Annotated in this window: 20 protein-coding genes; 11 read left to right on the top strand and 9 right to left on the bottom strand. The window is 67.3% G+C overall.

All coding sequences use genetic code 11. From position 1 onward, the window contains the following. Positions 1–76 precede the first annotated feature (76 nt). From AC1DGC_RS01595 to ccmA, 6 genes are all read right to left on the bottom strand, one after another. Positions 77–1990 carry a heme lyase CcmF/NrfE family subunit gene (locus AC1DGC_RS01595; protein ID WP_478047079.1) on the bottom strand — a complete coding sequence of 638 codons (1914 nt, stop codon included), beginning with the start codon at positions 1988–1990 and terminating at the stop codon, positions 77–79. After that, positions 1991–2452 carry a cytochrome c maturation protein CcmE gene (ccmE, locus tag AC1DGC_RS01590; protein WP_259203385.1) on the bottom strand — a complete coding sequence of 154 codons (462 nt, stop codon included), beginning with the start codon at positions 2450–2452 and terminating at the stop codon, positions 1991–1993. After that, entirely contained in the window at positions 2449–2634 is a 186-nt protein-coding gene (locus AC1DGC_RS01585) for a heme exporter protein CcmD (RefSeq protein WP_394162543.1), read from the bottom strand. The genes ccmE and AC1DGC_RS01585 overlap by 4 nt, the downstream gene beginning before the upstream one ends. Beyond that, a complete protein-coding gene (gene ccmC / locus AC1DGC_RS01580; protein WP_394162545.1) occupies positions 2631–3407 on the bottom strand; it encodes a heme ABC transporter permease CcmC in 777 nt (258 codons plus the stop codon). Before ccmC ends, AC1DGC_RS01585 begins: the two co-directional genes overlap by 4 nt. A gap of 96 nt (positions 3408–3503) precedes the next feature. Continuing rightward, positions 3504–4199 (bottom strand): heme exporter protein CcmB, encoded by a 696-nt coding sequence (gene ccmB / locus AC1DGC_RS01575; RefSeq protein ID WP_478047078.1) that lies wholly within the window; start codon positions 4197–4199, stop codon positions 3504–3506. Then, positions 4196–4858, bottom strand: coding sequence for a heme ABC exporter ATP-binding protein CcmA (gene ccmA / locus AC1DGC_RS01570; RefSeq protein ID WP_394162547.1), 663 nt, complete (start codon positions 4856–4858; stop codon positions 4196–4198). The genes ccmB and ccmA overlap by 4 nt, the downstream gene beginning before the upstream one ends. A 54-nt stretch (positions 4859–4912) precedes the next feature. Here ccmA and AC1DGC_RS01565 point away from each other — a divergent pair, with 54 nt between their 5' ends. The 3 genes from AC1DGC_RS01565 (at position 4913) to AC1DGC_RS01555 (ending at position 7421) form a co-directional block, all read left to right on the top strand. Continuing rightward, on the top strand, positions 4913–6061 hold the full coding sequence (locus tag AC1DGC_RS01565; RefSeq protein WP_394162549.1) for a pyridoxal phosphate-dependent aminotransferase: 1149 nt from the start codon (positions 4913–4915) through the stop codon (positions 6059–6061). Then, positions 6061–6894 (top strand): amidohydrolase, encoded by an 834-nt coding sequence (locus AC1DGC_RS01560; RefSeq protein ID WP_259203379.1) that lies wholly within the window; start codon positions 6061–6063, stop codon positions 6892–6894. Before AC1DGC_RS01565 ends, AC1DGC_RS01560 begins: the two co-directional genes overlap by 1 nt. A 92-nt stretch (positions 6895–6986) precedes the next feature. Then, the gene (locus tag AC1DGC_RS01555; RefSeq protein ID WP_259203378.1) at positions 6987–7421 is read left to right on the top strand and encodes a hypothetical protein; all 435 of its coding nucleotides are present in this window, start codon (positions 6987–6989) and stop codon (positions 7419–7421) included. Between the two features lie 186 nt (positions 7422–7607). Here the strand turns inward: AC1DGC_RS01555 and AC1DGC_RS01550 are convergent, their stop codons facing one another. Genes AC1DGC_RS01550 through AC1DGC_RS01540 form a run of 3 tightly spaced genes read right to left on the bottom strand, consistent with a single transcriptional unit; the run spans position 7608 to position 11388 of the window. Beyond that, a complete protein-coding gene (locus AC1DGC_RS01550) occupies positions 7608–9428 on the bottom strand; it encodes a pseudouridine synthase (protein ID WP_259203377.1) in 1821 nt (606 codons plus the stop codon). Further along, a complete protein-coding gene (scpB, locus tag AC1DGC_RS01545; RefSeq protein WP_394162552.1) occupies positions 9421–10467 on the bottom strand; it encodes an SMC-Scp complex subunit ScpB in 1047 nt (348 codons plus the stop codon). Before scpB ends, AC1DGC_RS01550 begins: the two co-directional genes overlap by 8 nt. Positions 10468–10482: 15 nt before the next feature. Further along, a complete protein-coding gene (locus AC1DGC_RS01540; protein WP_259203373.1) occupies positions 10483–11388 on the bottom strand; it encodes a segregation and condensation protein A in 906 nt (301 codons plus the stop codon). A 349-nt stretch (positions 11389–11737) separates the two neighbouring features. Here AC1DGC_RS01540 and AC1DGC_RS01535 point away from each other — a divergent pair, with 349 nt between their 5' ends. The 8 genes from AC1DGC_RS01535 to AC1DGC_RS01500 all read left to right on the top strand — a co-directional run bounded on the left by AC1DGC_RS01535 (position 11738) and on the right by AC1DGC_RS01500 (position 21545). Beyond that, a complete protein-coding gene (locus AC1DGC_RS01535; RefSeq protein ID WP_478047077.1) occupies positions 11738–12037 on the top strand; it encodes a YciI family protein in 300 nt (99 codons plus the stop codon). After that, complete coding sequence (locus AC1DGC_RS01530) at positions 12034–12303, top strand: BolA family protein (protein ID WP_478047076.1); 270 nt, start codon at positions 12034–12036, stop codon at positions 12301–12303. The genes AC1DGC_RS01535 and AC1DGC_RS01530 overlap by 4 nt, the downstream gene beginning before the upstream one ends. A gap of 149 nt (positions 12304–12452) precedes the next feature. Beyond that, the gene (locus AC1DGC_RS01525) at positions 12453–13490 is read left to right on the top strand and encodes a LacI family DNA-binding transcriptional regulator (RefSeq protein WP_259203368.1); all 1038 of its coding nucleotides are present in this window, start codon (positions 12453–12455) and stop codon (positions 13488–13490) included. 90 nt (positions 13491–13580) lie between these two features. Then, complete coding sequence (locus tag AC1DGC_RS01520) at positions 13581–16640, top strand: TonB-dependent receptor (RefSeq protein ID WP_259203367.1); 3060 nt, start codon at positions 13581–13583, stop codon at positions 16638–16640. 233 nt (positions 16641–16873) lie between these two features. Next, positions 16874–18487 carry a glucoamylase family protein gene (locus tag AC1DGC_RS01515; protein ID WP_394162555.1) on the top strand — a complete coding sequence of 538 codons (1614 nt, stop codon included), beginning with the start codon at positions 16874–16876 and terminating at the stop codon, positions 18485–18487. Between the two features lie 27 nt (positions 18488–18514). Next, a complete protein-coding gene (locus tag AC1DGC_RS01510; protein WP_478047466.1) occupies positions 18515–19834 on the top strand; it encodes a sugar ABC transporter substrate-binding protein in 1320 nt (439 codons plus the stop codon). Continuing rightward, positions 19831–20712: a carbohydrate ABC transporter permease gene (locus AC1DGC_RS01505; protein ID WP_478047075.1), complete on the top strand. Its 882-nt coding sequence runs from the start codon at positions 19831–19833 to the stop codon at positions 20710–20712. Before AC1DGC_RS01510 ends, AC1DGC_RS01505 begins: the two co-directional genes overlap by 4 nt. Continuing rightward, the gene (locus AC1DGC_RS01500; RefSeq protein ID WP_259203364.1) at positions 20709–21545 is read left to right on the top strand and encodes a carbohydrate ABC transporter permease; all 837 of its coding nucleotides are present in this window, start codon (positions 20709–20711) and stop codon (positions 21543–21545) included. The genes AC1DGC_RS01505 and AC1DGC_RS01500 overlap by 4 nt, the downstream gene beginning before the upstream one ends. Positions 21546–21560: the final 15 nt, after the last annotated feature.

Below are 21560 nucleotides of genomic sequence, written 5' to 3'. Positions count from 1 at the left end.
GCACGCCGATGACGATGGCCACGGGCGGCAACGGACGGGAAGCGGGACGCGGATCGGACACGGGGAACTCCAGGACTCAGGGACGACGGAAACGACGGTCGGCGGCGGTGACGAAGCCACCCAGTGCCATCAACAGGGCGCCCAGCCAGATCCAGCGGACGAACGGTTTGACGTGCACGCGCACCGCCCAGGCATTGTTGCCCAGCGGCTCGCCCAGCGCCACGTACACATCGCCATTGATTCGGGCATGGATGCCGGCCTCGGTCATCATCTGGCCGCCGCTGGCATAGGCGCGTTTTTCCGGATGCAGCAGCGCCACCTCGCGATCATCGCGCAGCACCCGCACATGGCCACGATCGGCGCTGTAATTGGGGCCCTGCTGGTGGTCCACGCCCTCGAAGCGCAGTTCATAGCCCGCCACCTGCAGCGTCTGCCCCGGTGACAGCGCGACCTCGCGCTGCACGTTCAGCGCTTCCACCAGCAGCGCGCCGGCCAGGAACACCGCCACGCCACCATGGGCCAGCAGCATGCCGACCATCTCGGCGTTGAAACGGCCATTGCCGCGCAGCCGGCTCCAGACGAAACGGGCCGTGCCGAACGCTACCCAGGCCGCCGCGGTCACGCCGGCGGCGGTCTTGAGTGCGCCCTGGGGCGCCATGAAATAGGCAATCCCACCCAGCAGCAGGGCCAGCACGGCCCACGGCGCCAGCATCGCCAGCGCACGCGAGGGCTGGTCGCGCTGCCAGTTGACCAGCGGGCCGAACGGCAACAACGCCACCAGCGGGGTCATCAGCAGCAGGAACAGGGTGCCGAAGTAGGGCGGCCCGACCGACACCTTGCCCAGCCCCAGCGCATCGGCCAGCAGCGGGTACAGGGTGCCCAGCAGCACCATCGCGCAGGCCGCGGCGAGCAGCAGGTTGTTGGCCAGCAGCAGCGTCTCCCGCGAGGTTGGCATGAAGCCGCGGCGCGGGTCGTCGTTGCCCAGCGCGCCGGCGCGCAGTGCGTACAGCAGCAGCGCGCCGCCGATGACCAGGGCAAGGAAGATCAGGATGAAGGTGCCGCGCGAGGGATCGGCGGCGAACGAATGCACGCTGGTCAGCACGCCCGAGCGCACCAGGAAGGTGCCCAGCAGCGACAGCGCGAACGCGGCGATGGCCAGCAGCAGTGTCCAGCTGGCGAAGCTGCCGCGCTTTTCGGTGACCGCCTGCGAGTGGATCAGGGCGGCGCCGGCCAGCCACGGCATGAAGCTGGCGTTCTCCACCGGGTCCCAGAACCACCAGCCGCCCCAGCCCAGTTCGTAATACGCCCACCAGCTGCCGAGTGCGATGCCCAGGGTCAGAAAGCCCCAGGCCACGTTGGTCCACGGTCGCGTCCAGCGCAGCCAGCGTGCATCCACGCGGCCATCCAGCAGCGCGGCGATGGCGAAGGCGAACGGCACGGCGAAGCCGACGTAGCCCAGGTACAGCATCGGCGGGTGGATGATCAGCCCGGGGTCCTGCAGCAGCGGGTTGAGATCGTGGCCTTCCAGCGGTGCCGGCAGCAGGCGGGCGAAGGGATTGGAGGTGAAGATCAGGAAGGCGAGGAAGCCGATGCCGATGATGCCGAGTACGCCCAGCACGCGGGCCAGCACCTCGATCGGCAGGCGCTTCGACCACAGCGCGACGGCGCCGTTCCACAGCGCCAGCACCAGCGCCCACAACAACAGCGAGCCTTCATGCGCGCCCCACACCGCCGAGTAGCGGTAGGCCAGCGGCAGCAGCGAATTGGAGTTCTCGGCCACGTAGCGCACCGAGAAGTCCTGGGTGACGAATGCGGCGGTGAGCACGCCGAACGCGCCCAGCAGCAGGGCCAGCTGCGCGAACGCGGCGGGCCGCGCCACCGCCATCCACGTCGCGCGGCCGCGCTGGGCCCCCCACAGCGGCAACACGGCCTGCAGCACCGCCATCAGCAGGGCGGTCACCAGCAGGATCTGCCCCAGTTCGGGCAGCACTCAGCGCGCCTCGGGTGCGGTCACGGGCACGTCGTGCTTGCTGTGCGCCTGGCCCATCTTGTCGGCCACTTCCTTGGGGATGTAATTCTCGTCGTGCTTGGCCAGCACTTCATCGGCGATGAAACGGCCGTCCTGCAGGCGGCCCATGGCGACCACGGCAGTGCCTTCGCGGAACATGTCCGGCAGGATCCGCGAGGTGCTCACCGGCAGGGTGGCATCGCCGTCGGTCACCACGAAATGCGCTTCCAGCGAACCGCTGGCGCGCTGGAACGAGCCCTTCACCACCATCCCGCCGAGCCGGAACCGCGACTGCGGATCGACATCGCCGCGCAGCACCTCGGCCGGGGTGTAGAGGTAGGCGATATTGCGTTGCAGGGCGAAGGCGACCAGCGTGGTGGCCAGGCCGGAGGCGAGCAGCAGCAACAGCACCCAGACCATGCGGCGGCGCTGTACCGGGGTCATCGGCTCAGCTCCGGGGCCAACGTGGCGCCGGGTTGCGGCTTGGCGCGCGCCTGCAGCCGCTGCTGGCGGTGCCGGGCCTGCCAGCGCGCCAGGCGCAGGCGCAGCCAGGAGCCGAACGCATCGCAGCACAGCACCAGCACGAACACCGCGAAGGCGGCAATGATGAAGGGCAGGTGGGTCATCGCGGCATCTCCCCGGCAGTGCTGGCGGCACCGCCGCCGATGCGTTCGCCCACCCAGGCCTTGCCGGCCTCGCGCAGCAGGTTGTCGGCGCGCGCCTTGGCCAGCAGCGAGCCGGCGAACCACAGCTTGGTGCCCACCACCATCCACCACAGTGGTGCGATCAGCTCCGGGCGGATGGCGTTGTCACCGAACACGTTGACCGACTGGCGCTGGTGCAGCCCGCCCCACCAGTCCACCGAGTAACGGATCACCGGCAGCAGGCCGACGCCGACGATGGCCAGCAGCCCGGCCGCGCGCGCGGCGCTGCGACGGTCTTCGATGGCGTAGTACAGGCCGATCACGCCGAGATAGAGGAACAGCAGGATCAGCTCGCTGGTCATGCGCGGGTCCCAGTCCCACCACGTGCCCCAGGTGCCCTTGCCCCAGATGCTGCCGGTGAGCAGGGTGATCAGGGTGAAGCCGGCGCCCATCGGCGCGCAGGCCATCGCCAGGATCTCGCAGATCTTGATCCGCCAGACCAGCGCGATGGCCGCGTACAGCGCCATCAGCGCGAATACGAACAGGCTCATCCACGCGCTGGGCACGTGGATGTAGATGATGCGGAAGGCGTCGCCCTGGTTCTGCTCCGGCGGTGTCACGAACAGGCCCTGCCAGATCCCGAGCAGCAGCACCGGCACCGCCGCCACGTAGAACACGCGCGACCAGCGCGCGGCGAAGCGATCGAAGGTGGGCGGCGAAGCGGTTTGGTGGAACCAGCGGACAATCGGATGCATACGGCGGTGGTTATCCAACGAAGGGCGACGATTCAACGGACGTGGAGCGGCTTGTTGAACGATGACGCTGGAAACGGTGGTGCGGTGGACGATGGCTCAATGCAGGGAAATCCGGATGGCCGCGGCGGTGGCCAGCGGTGCCAGCACCAGGGCGACCACCAGGCCGGCGCCGAGCAGCAGCAGCGCGCCGACCGGGTCCTGCCCGCGCGCGGCTGCCGCCACGCTGCCCGCACCGAACACCAGCACCGGTACGTACAGCGGCAACGCCAGCAACCCCACGAGAATACCAGAGCGCCGGATACCGACGGTCAGTGCGGCAACCACGCCACCGATCAGGCTCAACAGCGGTGTTCCCAGTACCAACGATGCCAGCAGGATGGGCAGTTGGTCATGCGGCAGATGCAGCATTTCGGCCAGCAGCGGCGCCATGAGGATCAGCGGCCCGGCGGTGGTCGCCCAGTGCAGCAGCACCCGCACCAGCACCAGCCAGGCCAGCGGCACCGGGGCCAGCAGCCACTGTTCGAGCGAGCCGTCCTCGGCATCGCTGCGGAACAGCGAGTCCAGCGACAACTGGCCGGCCAGCAGCACCGCCAGCCACAGCACCGCCGCGCCCACCTGCGCCATCAACTGCGGTTCGCGGCCCAGGGCAAGGGCGAACAGCACCACCACCAGTACCGCGAACATCAGCGGCTGCAGCGCATCGCCGCGGCGCCGCCAGAGCAGGCGCAGGTCGCGTGCCACCAGCGCGCGGGCGGTCTGCCACAGGCCGGGTTCGGTGCCGGGCGCGATCATGCCGCCGCTCCCAGGCTGAGCAGGCGGGTCTGCACCGGCGGCGCCGCGTAGGCGCCGTGGGTCGTCACCAGCGCCGCGCCGCCGCTGCGCAGGTGCGCCGAAATCATCCGGTTGACCAGGTTGATGCCCTCCAGGTCCAGGTTGGCGTAGGGCTCGTCCAGCAGCCACAGGGGCGCCGGCGACAGCCAGATGCGGGCCAGGGCCAGCCGGCGCTTCTGCCCGGCCGAGAGTTGCCGCACCAGGGTGTCCTCGTAGCCGGCCAGGCCGACGATGGCCAGCGCGTTGCCGGGCATCTGCCGGGTGCGCCGCCCGTGCAGGCCGCACAGGAAGTTCAGGTTCTCCAGCGTGTCCAGGTCGGCTTTGAGGGCGGGCAGGTGGCTCAGGTACGCCACGAACTGCGACCGTTCCTTGTGCCCGGCGGGCCGGCCATCGATCTGCACCTGCCCGGCGTCGGCGCGCAGCAGGCCGGCCAGCACCCGCAGCAGGGTGGTCTTGCCGGCGCCATTGTCGCCCTGCACCAGCAGCGCCTCGCCAGCGTCGATGTGGAAATCGAGCGGGCCGAACACCGGCTCATCGTTGCGACTGAAGGCAAGGCCCTGGGCGGCCAGCAACGGAGGAGCGTTCAAGGGGCGGGTCTTTGCGGCGGGAAGGGCGGTCATTGTATCGGGGGTTTTGCGTACACTGCCCTTTCCCCCTTTTCGCCTTCCCTGCCGATGCAACCGCAAACCAAGCTGCCCAAGGTGGGCACCACCATTTTCACCGTGATGTCCCAGCTGGCTGCCGAGCATGGCGCCGTGAACCTGGGCCAGGGGTTTCCGGACTTCTCCGCGCCGCAGCGGCTGCTGGATGAAACCATCAAGGCCATGCAGGGCGGGTTGAACCAGTACCCGCCGATGACCGGGGTGGCCCCGCTGCGCCAGGCCATCGCGCAGAAGTCGCTGGACCTGTACGGGGCCCAGGTCGACCCGGATGCCGAAATCACGGTGACCAGTGGCGCCACCGAGGCGATCTTCAACGCCATCCACGCCGTGGTGCGCCCCGGCGAGGAAGTGATCGTGCTGGACCCGGCCTATGACTGCTACGAGCCGGCCATCGACCTGGCCGGCGCGCGCGCCGTGCACGTGCCGCTGGACCCGCAGACCTTCGCGGTCGATTGGGACCGCGTGCGCGCGGCGATCACCCCGCGCACCCGCCTGCTGATGGTCAACACCCCGCACAATCCCTCCGGCGCGATGCTGACCGCCGATGACATGCAGGCGTTGGCCGACGTGCTGCGCGGCACCGGCATCTACCTGATCTCGGACGAGGTCTACGAACACATCATCTACGACGGCCGCCGCCATGAGTCGGCGCTGCGTTACCCGGAACTCCGTGAGCGCGCGTTCGTGATCTCCAGTTTCGGCAAGACCTACCACTGCACCGGCTGGAAGATCGGCTATGCGATCGCGCCGCCGGCGATGAGTGGCGAGTTCCGCAAGGTGCACCAGTACAACACCTTCACCAGCTTCGGCCCGGCCCAGTATGGGTTTGCCGCGATGATCCGCGACGAGCCCGAACACCACCTGGAACTGGGCGCGTTCTACCAGGCCAAGCGCGACCGCTTCCGCGCGCAGTTGCTGGGCACCCGCCTGACCCCGCTGCCGGTGCCGGGCGGTTACTTCCAACTGGTGGATTATTCCGCGATCAGCGACCTGCCCGACCATGAGTTCGTGAAGTGGCTGACCATTGAAAAGGGCGTCGCCGCGATCCCGCTGTCGCCGTTCTACGAAACTGCGCCGGCCAGCCAGCGCCTGGTGCGGCTGTGCTTCGCCAAGAACGAGGCCACCCTGGACGCGGCGATCGAACGCCTGCAGGTGCTGTAATGAGTGCAGCCATCGAGCGCGGCGACCTGCGCATCTCCCTGGTCCAGGGCAACACCCGCTGGCACGATCCCGCCGGCAATCGCGATTACTACGGCGCGCTGCTGGCGCCGTTGGCCGGGCAGACCGATCTGGTCATCCTGCCGGAGACCTTCACCAGTGGATTCTCCAACGAGGCCATCGACAAGGCCGAGGGCATGGACGGCCCGACCGTGGCGTGGATCCGCGAACAGGCGGCACGGTTGGGCGCGGCGGTCACCGGCAGCGTGCAACTGCGGGCGGGGCAGGGCGTGTTCAACCGCCTGTTGTGGGCCACGCCCGATGGCGAGCTGCAGCACTACGACAAGCGCCACCTGTTCCGTTACGGCAACGAGCACCTGCGCTATGCCGCCGGCAGCGAGCGCCTGAGCGTGGACTGGAAGGGCTGGCGGATCAATCCGCAGGTCTGCTACGACCTGCGTTTCCCGGTCTTCTGCCGCAACCGCTTCGACGTGGAGCGCCCCGGCGAGCTGGATTTCGACCTGCAGATTTTCGTCGCCAACTGGCCCTCCGCGCGTGCGTATCCGTGGCGCACGCTGCTGCGTGCACGTGCGATCGAGAACCTCTGCTATGTCGCGGCGGTCAACCGCATCGGCGTGGATGGCAACGACCTGCACTACGCCGGCGACAGCGCGGTCATCGATTTCCTCGGCCAGCCGCAGGTGGAAGTGCGTGAGGTGGAGCAGGTGGTTACCAGCACCATTTCTGCCGCCGCGCTGGCCGCGCACCGCGCCCGTTTCCCGGCGATGCTCGATGCCGACGCGTTCACCCTCGACGGGCCGGTCGACGCAGGCTGAACGGACGCCTGATGGCTGCGTGTGGCCTCATCCGGGCCACACGCCGGCGCTGCTAGATTCGCCTCGTCACCCACTGAGTACGAGCGGACCGCATGAAGAAGTTTTCCCTGGCATTGATCGCACTGGCCGGCCTGTCCACGGCCTCGGCCGCGCAGGCCGCCGGCAACATCGACTGCGAACTGCACTACAACCTGGCCGGTTGGTCGGTGCTGTACAAGACCGCGTCCGGCACCGGCACCATCAGCTGCGACAACGGCGCGCGCATCCCGGTCAAGATCACCGTCAAGGGCGGCGGGCTCACCGTGGGCAAGTCGAAGATCGTCGATGGGAAGGGCAAGTTCTCCGGCGCCTATTCGCTCGACGACCTGATCGGTTCGTACGCCTCGGTGGAAGCGCATGCCGGCGCGGACAAATCCAGCAACGCGCAGGTAATGACCAAAGGCGATGTGTCGCTGGCCCTGGCCGGCACCGGCAAGGGCTGGGACCTGGGCGTAGGCCTGGGCAAGTTCACGATCGAGCGTCGTTGAGGCAAGCGCGCCGTTGAGGCAAGGGTGGCCCGGCGAACGGCATCCACGCATGGCGTGGATCCACGCGCGACGGCATGCAGTTCTCCGTCGTGCACGCAGCGCTGCCCGTAGCGTCACGCGATGCGTGGATCCACAACGAAAAACCCCGGCTCACGCCGGGGTTTTTTGATCTCAGCGTATCAGCGATCAGCCGCCGCGCGGGCCGCCACCACGGTGACCGCCGCCGCCCGGGCCGCGGCTGCCGCCGGGCCGGCCGCCCGGGCCGCCGGGACCACGACCGCCGGGGCCACCCGGACCGCGGTTGCCGCCCGGACCACCCGGGCCACGGTTACCACCGGGGCCGCGTGCGCTGGCGCCGCCCGGACCACGGGCACCGGGGCCACCCGGGCCACGATTGCCACCCGGACCACCCGGGCCGCGGTTACCCGCCGGACGCGCGCTGCCGTACGGGCTGACGCCCGGGTTGGCATGGTCGGACGGGAAGCTCGGGGCATTGCCCGGGTGACCGTACGGGTGGCGGGACGCGCCCTGGCCACCTTGGCCACCGCGGTTGCCACCGGCACCGGCACCGGCCGGACGGCCCTGGCCGCCGTAGCCGCCACGACTCTCGCCACCACGGTTCTCACCGCCGTAACCACCACCGCCGCCATAGGGGCCGCGGCCTTCAGCGCCGCCACCGTAGCTGCCACGCCCCGGGCCGCCTGCGCCGCCCGGACCCTTCGGCTTGCCGTAGGGACGGCCCTGGCCGCCGGCACCGGCGCCGGCACCCGGACCCCGCGCGCCCGGCCCACGGGCAGCGCCCGGGCCGGCATTGCGGTGGCCGCTCGGGCCGGTGCTGACACCGTCCGGCACGTACCAGCTGCGGAACGCGGCCGGGTTGCCTTCCGGCAGCGCGCGGTTGCCCTTGTCCGGGCGCGCCTTGAACGGGCGCTGCGACTGCTTGGCCGCCGCTTCACCGCTGACCGTCAGGCCACCCTTGAAACCGCCGCCCTTGCCGCCGCGGCCACGGCCGCGTTCTTCGCGCACGTTGTCGAAACGACGCAGTTCGCGGCCTTCATCGGCCGAGTTGTGGCCGTTGACGTAGGCGTTGCTGCGGGCACCGTCGCGCGACACGCGCACGGTGGTCTTGGCGGCGCGACGCTGGCCGATCACCGGCTGCAGGGTCAGCGCCGACGGCGCGCCTTCTTCCAGCTTCAGTTCGGCGCGCAGCGCTTCGACCTGCTTGGCCGGCAGTTCCACCGACTGGCCGCGCAGCAGTTCGCGCGGCAGGCTCACCTTGCCGTAGCGGGTGCGCTTGAGGCGGCTGACCTGGCAGCCCTGCGATTCCCACAGGCGGCGCACTTCGCGGTTGCGGCCTTCCTTGACGACCACGCGGAACCAGTCATGCGAATCGGTGCCGCCAATGCGTTCGATCTCGTCGAACTTGGCCGGACCGTCTTCCAGCGCCACGCCACGGGCGAGGCGGTCGACGATGTTGTCCGGCACTTTCTCCTCGCCTTCCGGGGCGCGCACGCGCACCACGTACTCGCGTTCGACCTCGTAGGAGGGGTGCATCATCGCGTTCGCCAGCTCACCATCGGTGGTCGCCAGCAGCAGGCCGGTGGTGTTGATGTCCAGGCGGCCGATCGCGATCCAGCGCGCGCCCTTGAGGGCAGGCAGCGCTTCGAACACGGTCGGGCGACCTTCGGGATCTTCGCGGGTGGTCACTTCGCCTTCCGGCTTGTTGTAGGCCAGCACGCGGGAGGTTTCGGTCAGCGCGGTGGCGACGAAGCCACGGCCGTCCAGTTCGACCTTGTCGCCGCTCTTGATCGACTGGCCGGTCTGCGCGACCTCGCCGTTGACCTTGACCAGGCCATCGGCGATGCGCTGTTCCAGCGCGCGGCGCGAACCCAGGCCGGCCTGCGCCAGCACTTTGTGCAGGCGCTCTTCGAGCTTGGGCTGTTCGGAGGCGGTTTCGCGCTTGAGCGAAAGCTTGTTCAACGACGGCTTGCGGGGGGTGTCACTCATTTACTTGGCTCCGGCCGGCGACGGGTGCGTCGGCCTCTGGTTCGGGATCGGCTTCGTCAACAGCCACGGTCGTCTTCGCGACGGCGTTGTTTTCGGTTTCGTTCTGGGGCGCCGCGCGCTCTCCCGGCGCGGTATCGGGTTCGCCATCGCTGGCGGTCGTATCCGCGTCGTCGTCGGCGAGCGACAACGGCGCATGGGATGGGGTATCGGTGTCGTCCGCGTTGGCGGACGCATCACCATTGTCCGGGTCTGCGGGGTGCTCCGCCAGCCGTGCCGAGGCCAGCGCCACGCGGGCTGCCAGACGCGCGGCGACCGGGTCCACCGGGTCTGCGGGATCCGCGGGATCTGCAGAATCCGACGGCTCCGACGGCTCCGACGGCTCCGACGGCGCCGGGGTGGCGTCGTCATTGGCCGCGTCCGTGTCCGGCTCGGCCTCCGGTGTCGCAGCGCCGGCAGCCAGGCGACCGGCCGGCTGGCCCTCGCTGTCCAGCGGCAGCTGCGGTTCCAGCTCGCCCAGGTCGCGCAGTTCGGACAGCGGCGGCAGTTCGTCCAGGCGCTTGAGCCCGAAGTAATCCAGGAAGCCCTTGGTGGTGCCGAACAATGCCGGCTTGCCGGGCACGTCGCGATGGCCGATCACGCGGATCCATTCGCGCTCTTCCAGCGCCTGGATGATGTTGCTGCTCACCGCCACGCCGCGCACCTGTTCGATCTCGCCGCGGGTGATCGGCTGGCGATAGGCGATCAGCGCCAGGGTTTCCAGGGTGGCGCGGGTATAGCGGGTCTTGCGTTCGGTCCACAGCCGGGTGATGTAGCCGTGCACTTCACTGGTGACCTGGAAGCGGAAGCCGGAGGCCACCTCGACCAGTTCCACGCCGCGCTGCGCGCAGCCTTCGCGCAGCAGTTCCAGCGCGCGTTCGATGCTGCCCGGCGGTGCCGGTTCCTCTTCCGGGAACAGGCCCTGCAGCTGCGCCAGGGTCAGCGGCTGGCTGGAGGCCAGCAGCGCGCCTTCGACAATGCGGTTGATCAGCGGTTGATCCATGCGTGGGTCGGGTGCTCAGTCGGATTCGTTGGCGGCGTCGGCGTCGTCGAACTCGCTGTTGAACTGCAGCGGTTCGTTGGTGTTGCCGGCGGCCAGGGACTTGACGTAGATCGGCGCCAGCGGTGCTTCCTGGACGATGTCCAGCAGCTGTTCCTTGGCCAGTTCGAGCAGGGCCAGGAAGGTGACCAGCACCCCCAGCTTGCCTTCCTCGGCGGTGAACAGCGTTTCAAACCGGTAGAACCGGCCGTCCTCCAGGCGCCCCAGCACGTCGCCCATGCGTTGGCGCACGCTCAGCGCCTCGCGCTTGATCGCGTGGCCGGTGAACAGCTCGGCGCGCTTGAGCACGTCGTGCAGCGCCATCAGCATTTCCTTCAGGTCCACCGGCGGCGGCAGCTTCACCGCGGCCCGGTCGGGCACGAAGGCATGGGCCAGGCTGGTGTCGCGATCCTGGCGGGGCAGGGCGTCGATGTCTTCGGCGGCCTGCTTGAAACGTTCGTACTCCTGCAGCCGGCGCACCAGCTCGGCGCGCGGGTCGGCTTCCTCGCCTTCCACGCTCGGCGGCCGCGGCAGCAGCATCCGCGACTTCACCTCTGCCAGGATCGCCGCCATCACCAGGTACTCGGCCGCCAGTTCGAAGCGCAGCTCCTGCATGACGTTGATGTACTCGACGTACTGGCGGGTGATCTCGGCCACCGGGATGTCCAGGATGTCCAGGTTCTGCCGGCGGATCAGGTACAGCAACAGGTCCAGCGGGCCTTCGAAGGCATCCAGGATGACTTCCAGCGCATCCGGCGGGATGTACAGGTCCTGCGGAATCTGCAGGACCGGTTGACCATGCACCACGGCCAGCGGCATTTCCTGCTGCTGTGGAGCGGTCGGCCGGGTTTGCGGGTTCGCGTCGAGCGCGAGTTCGGAAGTCATCTAGTTGACGTCAGTATTGCAACGGACCGGTCGCCGTGCCGTGCCCGCGGCCGGAACATTCCGGGCGGTACGAAGGCTGGCATGACATGACACGCCTGCGTCGGCGCGGTTCCACACTTCAAACAGCAAGGCGCGCCGCGATGGGCAGCGACAGGACTACGGGGAGGTCGTCTACGTGGACTGGTGTGGGGCAGCGGGTCGGTCGTCGGGTGGCGGTGAAGCCGTCTGCCGACGGGGCTGCTGCGTCCAGCCACGTGCAATGGACCCAAGAGTACGGGTTCGGGCCGGCAGTGTCCAGCGAGGCGGGCTAGAATCGTCGGGTTCGTTTAGCTGAACCCTGGAGTTGCCTGTGTGGTACGTGATTGAAGGCTATGACGGCGCCGATGTGCTGGCCGCCCGTATGTCGGTGCGCGAGGCGCACCTGGCCCGTTTGACCGCCCTGCGCGATGCAGGCCGGCTGCTGCTGGCCGGGCCGTGCCCGGCGATCGACAGCGAGGACCCGGGCCCGGCCGGTTTCAGTGGCAGCGTGGTGATCGCCGCCTTCGATTCGCTCGACCAGGCCCAGGCCTGGGCCGATGCCGATCCCTACGTGGCCGCCGGGGTCTATATCCGCGTACAGGTGCGCCCGTTCCGCAAGGTGCTGCCGTGAACCGGGTCGAGCGCATCCGCGCGGCCCTGCAGCAGGCGCTGGACCCGGAGCTGCTGGAGGTGGAGGACGACAGCCACCGCCATGCCGGGCATGAGGGCGCGCGCGACGGTCGCGGCCATTTCAACGTGCATGTGGTCAGCGCCGCGTTCGAAGGGAAGCTGCCACTTGCGCGCCACCGGGCGGTCTATGCCGCCTTGGGCAGCATGATGGACACCGATATCCATGCGCTGTCCATCCGCGCCGAAGTGCCAGTCAAAAACGGCTGAAAGCCTTGTCCTGCCTTGTCCTGGCGAGTCCCTCCGGGGACCGTCAGGGACAGCGTTGCGTTACCGCCGTGCGACATTGGCCTAACGTAGTGTTTACATTCAGGATTGAAAACGCTTACATTCCGCGCCAAGCCCCAGATCTCTAAGCCGTGGAGGGCGGCGAAGTGAACAAGGCAGCCATCACAATCAAAGATGTAGCCCGCGAAGCCCGGGTCTCCGTGGCCACGGTGTCGCGTGCGCTCAATGGACATGAAAATGTCGCCGAACCGGTGCGCAAGCTGGTGCTGGAGGTGGCCGCGCGCCTGCGCTACACCCCGCATGCGGCCGCGCGCAGCCTGAGCAGCCGGCGCACCAACACCATTGGCGTGGTCCTGCCGGACCTGTACGGCGAGTTCTTCTCCGAGCTGATGCGCGGCATCGACCAGGTGGCCCGCGAGCGCCGCCAGCACCTGCTGGTGTCCAGCTACCACGGCGACCAGGAGCAGCAGGGCGCGGCCCTGCGCGCGATGCGTGGCCGCGTGGACGGCCTGCTGGTGCTGTCGCCCTATGCCGAGAGCCCGGGGTTCCTGACCGACAACCTGCCGCAGGCGCTGCCCACGGTCCTGATCAATACCTACCTGCCCGAGCAGGATCATCCGGTGCTGAGCATCGATGACCATGCCGGCGCGATGGCCATGACCCGCCATCTGCTCGATGTCGGCCATCGCCGCATCGCCTTCATTTCCGGCCCGGATCTCAACTTCGATGCCCGCGAGCGCCTGCGTGGTTTCCGTGACGCGCTGGCCGCGTTCGGTGCCGACGCCGCCGGCATCGAGTTGCCCGGCGACTTTGACGAAGCCTCCGGCCATCGCGCCGGACAGGAGTTGCTGGCAGCCGGTGCGCTGCCCGATGCGGTGTTCGCCGCCAACGACATGATGGCGCTGGGCTGCCTGTATGCGTTCGCGCAGGCAGGCGTGCGGGTGCCGGCCGATGTCGCCCTGGCGGGCTTCGATGACATTCCGCTGGCGCGTTTCGTTCACCCATCGTTGACCACGATGCAGGTGAGTATCGCCGAGCTCGGCGATAAGGCGATGACGCGTCTGTTGCAGTTGATGGACGGCAACAACACGGAAGCGGCCGGTGACAAGCAGACGCTTGTGCCGCGCCTGATCGTGCGTGATTCAAGCAAACCCAGAAACGAGCCGTAGGTTACGACCGTTGGTCGTGACGCCTTAAAACAACGCAATAAATAAAACGACAGGGGCCGCAACGACGGCCACCACCACCCGGAGATTCACATGACGTATTCCAATCACCGCAATCGCACGCCGGCTCGCAGCCTGCTGACGAGCGCATTGGTCACCTGCCTGATGCTGGGCGCCGCCCCGAGCGTGATGGCGCAGTCGGCCACCTCTTCGCTGCGCGGCCAGGTCGCCCAGGCCGAGGCCGGCACCGAAGTGACCGCGACCAACCTGGCCAGCGGCACCGTGCGCCGCGCGACCACCCGTGCCGACGGCAGCTACTCGCTGATGGGCCTGGATCCGGGCACCTACGACGTCGTGGCCAATGGCCAGACCCAGAAGGTGACGGTGACCGTGGCCTCGGCCGCGACCCTGAACTTCGGCGGCGCGCCGGCCAACGGCAGCACCGCCAACGCCACCAACCTGGATACGGTCAACGTGGTCGCCCCGACCCTGTTGCAGGAAGTGCGTACCTCCGAAGTGGGCAAGACGGTCAGCCTGCAGCAGATCCAGACCACCCCGCAGGTGTCGCGCAACTTCCTGGAATTCGCCGACGCGGTCCCGGGCATGATCTTCACCCGTGATGCCAAGGGCAACACCTCGCTGCGCGGCGGTGCCACCAATGCCGACGGCACCAACGTCTACATCGACGGCGTGGGCCAGAAGAGCTACGTCAAGGGCGGCGGCGTGGCCGGCCAGTCCGGCAGCGCCGGCAACCCGTTCCCGCAGCTGGCCATCGGTGAATACAAGGTCATCAGCGGCAACTACAAGGCCGAGTACGGCCAGGTCTCCAGCGCGGCCGTGACCGCGGCGACCAAGTCCGGTACCAACGAGTTCAAGGGTGAAACCTTCTACCGTTACACCAACGAAGACATGCGCGCCAAGACCCCGGCCGAGCGCCAGGCTGGCCAGACCAAGGAGGCATCGGCCGAGAAGGAATACGGTTTTGCATTGGGTGGCCCGATCATCCAGGACAAGGCCCACTTCTTCGTGACCTATGAAGCCAAGCGCTTCGACCTGCCGGTCACCATCGCGCCGGAAGGCTCGGTCACCAACCGCGTCGGCCTGCTGCCGGCAGACGCCGCCGCCGGCCTCGGCCCGTCCAGCCAGCCGTTCGAGCAGGACCTGATCTTCGCCAAGATCGACTTCGAGCCGACCGACAACGATCGCATCGAGCTGAGCTTCCAGGACCGCGACGAGACCCAGCAGCAGTTCAGTGGCCAGACCGCGCCGGAAGCCGGCCGTGAAGTGGTCAACACCGATCGTCGTTATGCGCTGCGCTGGAACCACAGCGGTGAGCGTTACTACAACGAAATGATGCTCACCCACGAAGATTCGTTCAACAACCCGACCCCGCTGACCCTGGGCAACGGCTTCACCTACACCGCGCCGGACGGCACCGAAGACCGCACCCTGGTGAAGATCGGCGGCGCCTCGGCGCTGGATTCGCAGGTGAAGGGCCAGAAGGGCTGGGCGATCGAAGACAACCTGACCCTGGATGGCATCCAGTGGGCCGGTGACCACACCATCAAGATGGGCGCCAAGTACAAGCAGATCGACCTGTACGCCTCCGATGCGGCGCAGATCAATCCGCAGTTCACCTACTCGCTGGGCGATCCGGACTTCCCGTCCGACATCCCGTACAAGGCGCAGTTCGTCAAGCCGGTGACCGGCGTGTCGGGCGTGTCCGGCGAAGTGCGTTCGAAGTCCAAGCAGATCGGCCTGTTCATCCAGGACGACTGGCAGGTCAACGACCACCTGCAGCTGAACATCGGCCTGCGCTGGGACTACGAAAAGACCCCGGCCTACCTGGACTTCGTGACCCCGCAGGCCGTGGTCGACGCGATCTACTCGCAGGATCCGCGCGCTGCTGCCGGCCAGACCTACGCCGATTCGCTGGCGCTGGGCGGGCTGGACATCAGCAACTACATCAGCAACGGCCACAACCGCAAGGCATTCAAGGATGCCTGGCAGCCGCGCCTGGGCTTCTCGTATGACATCAACGCCGACGAGCAGCACGTGATCCACGGTGGCGCCGGTCGTTCCTACGATCGCGACCTGTTCGACAACCTGCAGCTGGAAACCACCAAGCTGGCCCTGCCGCAGCCGACCATCTACTTCCGCAACCCGGCCACCGGCAGCTGCCTCAATGGCCAGGCCGCCTGCTATGACTGGAACCCGAACCTGCTCAACGGCATCGGCAACCTGCAGAGCCTGGTGGGCTCCACCAGCAATGCCGGCCTGGAAGTGGATCTGCTCAACAACAACCTGAAGGTGCCGTACTCCGACCAGTTCAGCCTGGGCATGAGCAACCAGGTCGGTGACTGGCTGACCGATGCCACCATCTCCCGTACGCTGAGCTATGACGGCTTCGCCTTCACGCTGGGCAACCGCTACCCGACCGGCCAGTTCTTCGATGACCCGCGCCTGTGCGGTGGCACCGACCCGGGCCTGAGTCAGGCCTGGAGTTGCAACGTGCCGGGCTTCGGCAGCCTGATCATCGGCCAGCAGGGCATCAAGACCCGCGCAACGCAGGTGCTGCTGTCGGCGCAGAAGCCGTTCACCCAGGAAAGCGGCTGGGGCTCCTCGATCGCCTATACCTGGACGACCGCGCGCCACAACCGCGACATCAATGAGAAGTACGCCTTCGACCGCGGCCTGATCGGCGACTACCCGACCATCCGTTCCAACGGCGCGCCGCGCCACCGCCTGGTGGTCACCGGTTCGTACGCGGGCTTCTGGGGCATCACCTTCGGCGGCAAGGTCACCCTGGCCACCCCGACCGCGGTGAACGACTGGTACCCGGTCACCCAGTCGACCGGTTACGACCTGCCGACCCCGGGCGCCGCGGTGCCCAACGGCAATGGCAAGTTCCTGCTCGGTGGCAAGATCTTCGGCTACCGTTCGGTCGACCTGCAGGCCACCAAGACGTTCAAGATGCCGGGCGATACCGAGCTGTACGCGCGTATCGACATCATCAACATCTTCAACTTCGACAACTTCTCCAACTACAACTACACCAAGACCAACGGCAAGCTGCTGGCCAGCTACAACGAGACCGGCGACATCGTCGGTACCCCGCGCCAGGTCAAGGCGGAAGTCGGCTTCCGCTTCTGATGTCGCATCACCCTGCAACGCCTTCACCGGCGTTGCAGGGGCAGCACCGCCGGCCGGCCCAGGCCGACCGGCGGACTGCACAGGCGCTTGCCGTCCCCGGATGGGCAAGCGCGTGTGCGGTCGGTGGAACGGCATCCGCCCTGGCGGATTTTTTTGGATCGTGATCTGTAAACGATTTCAGCTTGGTTGAGGCTATGCTCTCCAGCACGAACATGCGCAAAAGGTGGTGGTGGATGAATGCATCTCGGATGGTGTCGCTGGCGTTGCTGTCCGTGGCCATCGCCGGTTGCCAGCAGCAGGCGCCGCAAACCCCGGCGAAACCCAAGCCGCCGGTGATCCTGGTCGAGGCCGACGTGCCGCCGCGCCCGATGAAGCCGGAACTGCCGCCGCTGTTCGACGATATCGAGCGCCGCACCTTCCAGTTCTTCTGGGACACCACCAACGAGGTCAACGGGCTCAGCCCGGACCGGTATCCGTCGCGCCCGTTCGCCAGCATCGCCTCGGTCGGCTACGCGCTCACCGCCTATCCGATCGGCGTGGAAAACGGCTGGGTCAGCCGTACCCAGGCGGTCGACCGCACCCTGCTTACGCTGAAGTTCTTCCGCGACCTGCCGATGGGGCCGCAGCGCACCGGCAAGGGCGGCTACAAGGGCTTTTACTACCACTTCCTGGACATGCAGCAGGGCGCCCGCTACGACAGCTGGGTGGAACTCTCCAGCGTGGATACCGCGCTGCTGATGATGGGCGTGCTGTTCGCGCAGTCCTATTACACCGGTGACGACGCGCGCGAGAAGGAAATCCGCGAGATCGCCGACACCCTGTACAAGCGCGTGGACTGGCCGTGGCTGCAGCAGCGTGCGCCGCTGATCTCGATGGGCTGGTTCCCCGAGAGCGGTTTCATCGACCACGACTGGATGGGCTACAACGAGGCGATGATGGTCTACATCCTCGCGCTCGGCTCGCCGACCCATCCGGTCAGCCCGGATGCGTGGACGGTGTGGACGCGCACCTACGACAACGACTGGGGCGTCTACCAGGGCCAGGAATACCTGTCCTTCGGGCCGCTGTTCGGGCACCAGTACACGCACGTGTGGGTGGACTTCCGCGACATCCAGGATGCCTACATGCGCGAGCGCGGCAGCACCTACTTCCTCAACAGCCGCTCGGCCGCGCTGGCCCAGCGCGAATACGCCATCGCCAACCCGATGAACTGGAAGGACTACGGCGAGAACGTGTGGGGCCTGACCGCCAGCGATGGCCCGCAAAACACCACCCAGGAATACCGCGGCGAGCAGCGCCAGTTCCGCCATTACTCTTCGCGCGGCGCCGGCCTGCGCGAGAACTTCGACGACGGCACGATCGCCCCGACCGCGGCGATCGCCTCGGTGGTGTTCGCCCCGGAGGAAGTGATCCCGGCCACGCTGGAGATGCACAAGCGCTACGGCGACTACATCTATTCCAGCTACGGGTTCCTGGATTCGTTCAACCCCAGCTTCAACTACGACATCCCGATCAAGACCGGCCGGATGGTGCCTGATCGTGGCTGGGTGGCCAGCGACTACATCGGCATCGACCAGGGCCCGATCCTGACCATGATCGCCAACTACCGTAACGATTTCGTCTGGGACGTGATGAAGAAGAACGCGCACATCCGCAAGGGCCTGGAACGCGCGGGCTTCAGCGGTGGCTGGTTGACCCCCGAAGGCGAGGACCAGCCGATGGAACTGCAGAAAGATGAAAAGGCCGCTTCGGCACGCTCGGTCGGCATCGCCGAATCGCGCGCGGCGGCGGCCCAGGAACAGAAGAACAATTCCAACACCAACCGCAACCAGCAGCAGGGGAAGTAAGCAGTGCCATTGTCGTCGCGCCCGAAGCTGGGGTTGAGTCTGTTGCTGCTGCTGGTCGGCAGCGTGATGTTGGGTGGCTGCCGCAAGGAGCCGGAGGGAGTCACCGTGCGCTTCTGGGCCATGGGCCGGGAGGCCGAGGTGGTCAGTGGCCTGATCAGCGAGTTCGAAGCGGAAAACCCGGGCATCCACGTGGATGTGCAGAACATCCCGTGGACCGCCGCGCACGAGAAGCTGTTGACCGCGTTCGCCGCCGACGGCCTGCCGGATGTGTGCCAGCTCGGCAACACCTGGATCCCCGAGTTCGCCGAACTCAATACGCTGGTGCCGCTGCAGCCGTACGTGGCGCAGTCCAAGGTGGTGGACCCGGCCGATTACTTCGAGGGCATCTGGGATACCAACGTCGTGCATGACGAGCTGGTCGGCGTGCCGTGGTACGTCGATACGCGCCTGCTGTATTACCGCAAGGACCTGCTCGCCCAGGCCGGCTACGACCACCCCCCGCGCACCTGGGAGGAGTGGAACCAGATGATGGCCGCCATCAAGAAGATGCAGGGGCCCAAGCGCTACGCGGTGCTGATGCCGATCAACGAGTTCGAGCAGCAGCTGTCCTTCGCCCTGCAGCAGCCCGATCCGCTGCTGCGCGATGAGGACACCCGCGGCAACTTCAGCAGCCCGGGCTTCCGCAAGACCCTGGGTTTCTACGAAAACATGTTCGCCCAGGGCTGGGCACCGCGCATGTCCGAGACCCAGATCTCCAATGTATGGGACGAGTTCTTCCGCGGCTTCAACGTGTTCTACCTGTCCGGCCCGTGGAATATCCGCGAGTTCAAGAAGCTGCAGCCGAAGGAACTGGAAGGCAAGTGGGGCACCGCCGCGCTGCCCGGTCCGGATGGCCCGGGCGCGGGCATCGCCGGTGGCACCAGCCTGGTGATCTTCCGCTCCTCGCAGCAGAAGGAAGCCTCGTGGAAGCTGATCGAGTTCCTGTCGCGCCCGGCGATCCAGGAGCGCTTCCATTCCATCATCGGCGACCTGCCGCCGCGGCGCAGCACCTGGGACTACCCCTCGCTGGCCAACGACCCGCTGGCGCAGCCGTTCCGCGACCAGCTGGAACGCGTCAAGCCCACCCCGAAGGTGCTGGAGTGGGAGCGGATCGTGCAGGAAATGCGGATCATCACCGAACAGGTGGTGCGTGGTGGCCTCGACCAGGATGTAGCAGTGAAGGAACTGGACAAGCGCGTGGACAAGGTCCTCGCCAAGCGCCGTTGGATGCATGAACGCGATGCGCAGGAGAAGGCCGCCGGTACCGGCGTGCATTCCAGCGCCGTGGCCACGGGAGCAGCGCAATGAAACAGCGTTCGCTCGCCGGCTGGATGTTCGCCGGCCCCGCCATCCTGGTCATCGGCGTGTTCTTCGGCCTGCCGGTGTTCTCGGCGCTGGCGCTGAGCATCACCGACTTCGACCTGTATTCGCTGGCCGACAGCGGCAACCTGCGCTTCGTCGGGCTGGGCAACTACATCGACCTGCTGCAGACCCCGATGTTCTGGAAGTCGCTGTGGAACACCACCTACTTCGTGATCGTCGGCGTGCCGATGTCGATCGCGGTGTCGCTGGGCGCGGCGATCCTGCTCAACGCCCCGGCGGCCCGCTTCAAGGCGCTGTTCCGCACCGCGTTGTTCGCCCCGGTGGTGACCACGCTGGTGGCGGTGGCGGTGATCTGGCGCTACCTGTTCCATACCACTTACGGTCTGGTCAACTACGGCCTGGGCCACCTGGGGATCAGTCCGATCGACTGGCTCGGCGACCCCAACTGGGCCATGCCGACCATCATGCTGTTCGCGGTATGGAAGAACTTCGGCTACAACATGGTGATCTTCCTGGCCGGCCTGCAGGCGATCCCGCATGACCTGTACGAGGCCGCGCGCATCGACGGCGCCTCGCGCTGGAAGCAGTTCCTGCACATCACCCTGCCGATGCTGGGGCCGGTGCTGCTGGTGGTCGGGGTGATTACCGTGTCCGGCTACTTCCAGCTGTTCGCCGAACCCTACGTGATGACCCGCGGCGACCCACTGCAGAGCACCGTCAGCGTGCTGTACTTCATGTTCGAGGAAGGCTTCAAGTGGTGGAACCTGGGACGCGCCTCCGCGGTGGCGTTCCTGCTGTTCCTGATCATCCTGGCCGTGACCAGCGTCATGCTGCGTTTCGGCCGCAAGAGGCAGTTGGTATGAGTCGTGAAATCGGCCAGTCGCGCTGGCATGCATGGTGGATCAATGGCGGCCTGACCGTGCTGGCGCTGGTCAGCCTGGCGCCGTTGCTATGGATGCTCTCGGTGTCGTTCATGCCCACCGGCGAGGCGGCGCATTTCCCGCCGCCGCTGCTGCCGTCCTCGGTGACCACCGCCAACTACCACGAGTTGTTCGCGCGCACCGGCATGGGCAACAACTTCATCAACAGCCTGGGTGTCTCGCTGGCGATCACGCTGGGCTCGCTGTTGCTCAACACCATGGCCGGTTATGCATTCGCCAAGCTGCGCTTCGCCGGCCGCGAGCGCATCTTCCAGGTGCTGCTGGCCGCGCTGGTGATCCCGGCGCAGGTGGCGATGCTGCCGCTGTTCCTGCTGATGAAGCAGCTGGGCCTGGTCAACAGCTTCGGCGGGGTGGTGGTGCCGGCGCTGGCCAGCGTGTTCGGCATCTTCCTGGTGCGCCAGTACGCGCGTTCCATCCCCGATGAGCTGCTGGAAGCGGCGCGCATGGACGGGGCAGGGGAGATGCGCATCTTCTTCCAGATCGTGCTGCCGATGCTCAAGCCGGTGCTGGTGACGCTGTCGATCTTCACTTTCATGGGCGCCTGGAACGATTTCATGTGGCCGTTGATCGTGCTGACCGACCAGGAGCACTACACTTTGCCGGTCGCCCTGGCCACCCTGTCGCGCGAACACATCATGGACGTCGAGATGATGATGGCCGGTGCGGTGGTCACGGTGGTGCCGGTGCTGCTGCTGTTCCTGGCATTGCAGCGTTACTACATCCAAGGTCTGCTGCTGGGGAGTGTCAAAGGGTGAAACATGCCGTCGTCG

It is taken from the genome of Stenotrophomonas sp. 05N37 (genome assembly GCF_056397365.1).
The sequence above is the reverse complement of the archived record's forward strand: the minus strand, read 5'-3'. Positions and strand labels throughout refer to the sequence as shown.

Excerpts from the sequence above, each read along its gene's own strand:
- ccmE (WP_259203385.1), bottom strand. The coding sequence starts at position 2,452 with ATGACCCCGGTACAGCGCCGCCGCATGGTCTGGGTGCTGTTGCTGCTG.
- AC1DGC_RS01515 (WP_394162555.1), top strand. The coding sequence starts at position 16,874 with ATGAATGCATCTCGGATGGTGTCGCTGGCGTTGCTGTCCGTGGCCATC.
- AC1DGC_RS01560 (WP_259203379.1), top strand. The coding sequence starts at position 6,061 with ATGAGTGCAGCCATCGAGCGCGGCGACCTGCGCATCTCCCTGGTCCAG.
- AC1DGC_RS01550 (WP_259203377.1), bottom strand. The coding sequence starts at position 9,428 with ATGAGTGACACCCCCCGCAAGCCGTCGTTGAACAAGCTTTCGCTCAAG.
- AC1DGC_RS01505 (WP_478047075.1), top strand. The coding sequence starts at position 19,831 with ATGAAACAGCGTTCGCTCGCCGGCTGGATGTTCGCCGGCCCCGCCATC.
- AC1DGC_RS01500 (WP_259203364.1), top strand. The coding sequence starts at position 20,709 with ATGAGTCGTGAAATCGGCCAGTCGCGCTGGCATGCATGGTGGATCAAT.
- ccmA (WP_394162547.1), bottom strand. The coding sequence starts at position 4,858 with ATGACCGCCCTTCCCGCCGCAAAGACCCGCCCCTTGAACGCTCCTCCG.
- ccmC (WP_394162545.1), bottom strand. The coding sequence starts at position 3,407 with ATGCATCCGATTGTCCGCTGGTTCCACCAAACCGCTTCGCCGCCCACC.
- scpB (WP_394162552.1), bottom strand. The coding sequence starts at position 10,467 with ATGGATCAACCGCTGATCAACCGCATTGTCGAAGGCGCGCTGCTGGCC.
- AC1DGC_RS01520 (WP_259203367.1), top strand. The coding sequence starts at position 13,581 with ATGACGTATTCCAATCACCGCAATCGCACGCCGGCTCGCAGCCTGCTG.
- AC1DGC_RS01555 (WP_259203378.1), top strand. The coding sequence starts at position 6,987 with ATGAAGAAGTTTTCCCTGGCATTGATCGCACTGGCCGGCCTGTCCACG.
- AC1DGC_RS01585 (WP_394162543.1), bottom strand. The coding sequence starts at position 2,634 with ATGACCCACCTGCCCTTCATCATTGCCGCCTTCGCGGTGTTCGTGCTG.
- ccmB (WP_478047078.1), bottom strand. The coding sequence starts at position 4,199 with ATGATCGCGCCCGGCACCGAACCCGGCCTGTGGCAGACCGCCCGCGCG.
- AC1DGC_RS01565 (WP_394162549.1), top strand. The coding sequence starts at position 4,913 with ATGCAACCGCAAACCAAGCTGCCCAAGGTGGGCACCACCATTTTCACC.
- AC1DGC_RS01540 (WP_259203373.1), bottom strand. The coding sequence starts at position 11,388 with ATGACTTCCGAACTCGCGCTCGACGCGAACCCGCAAACCCGGCCGACC.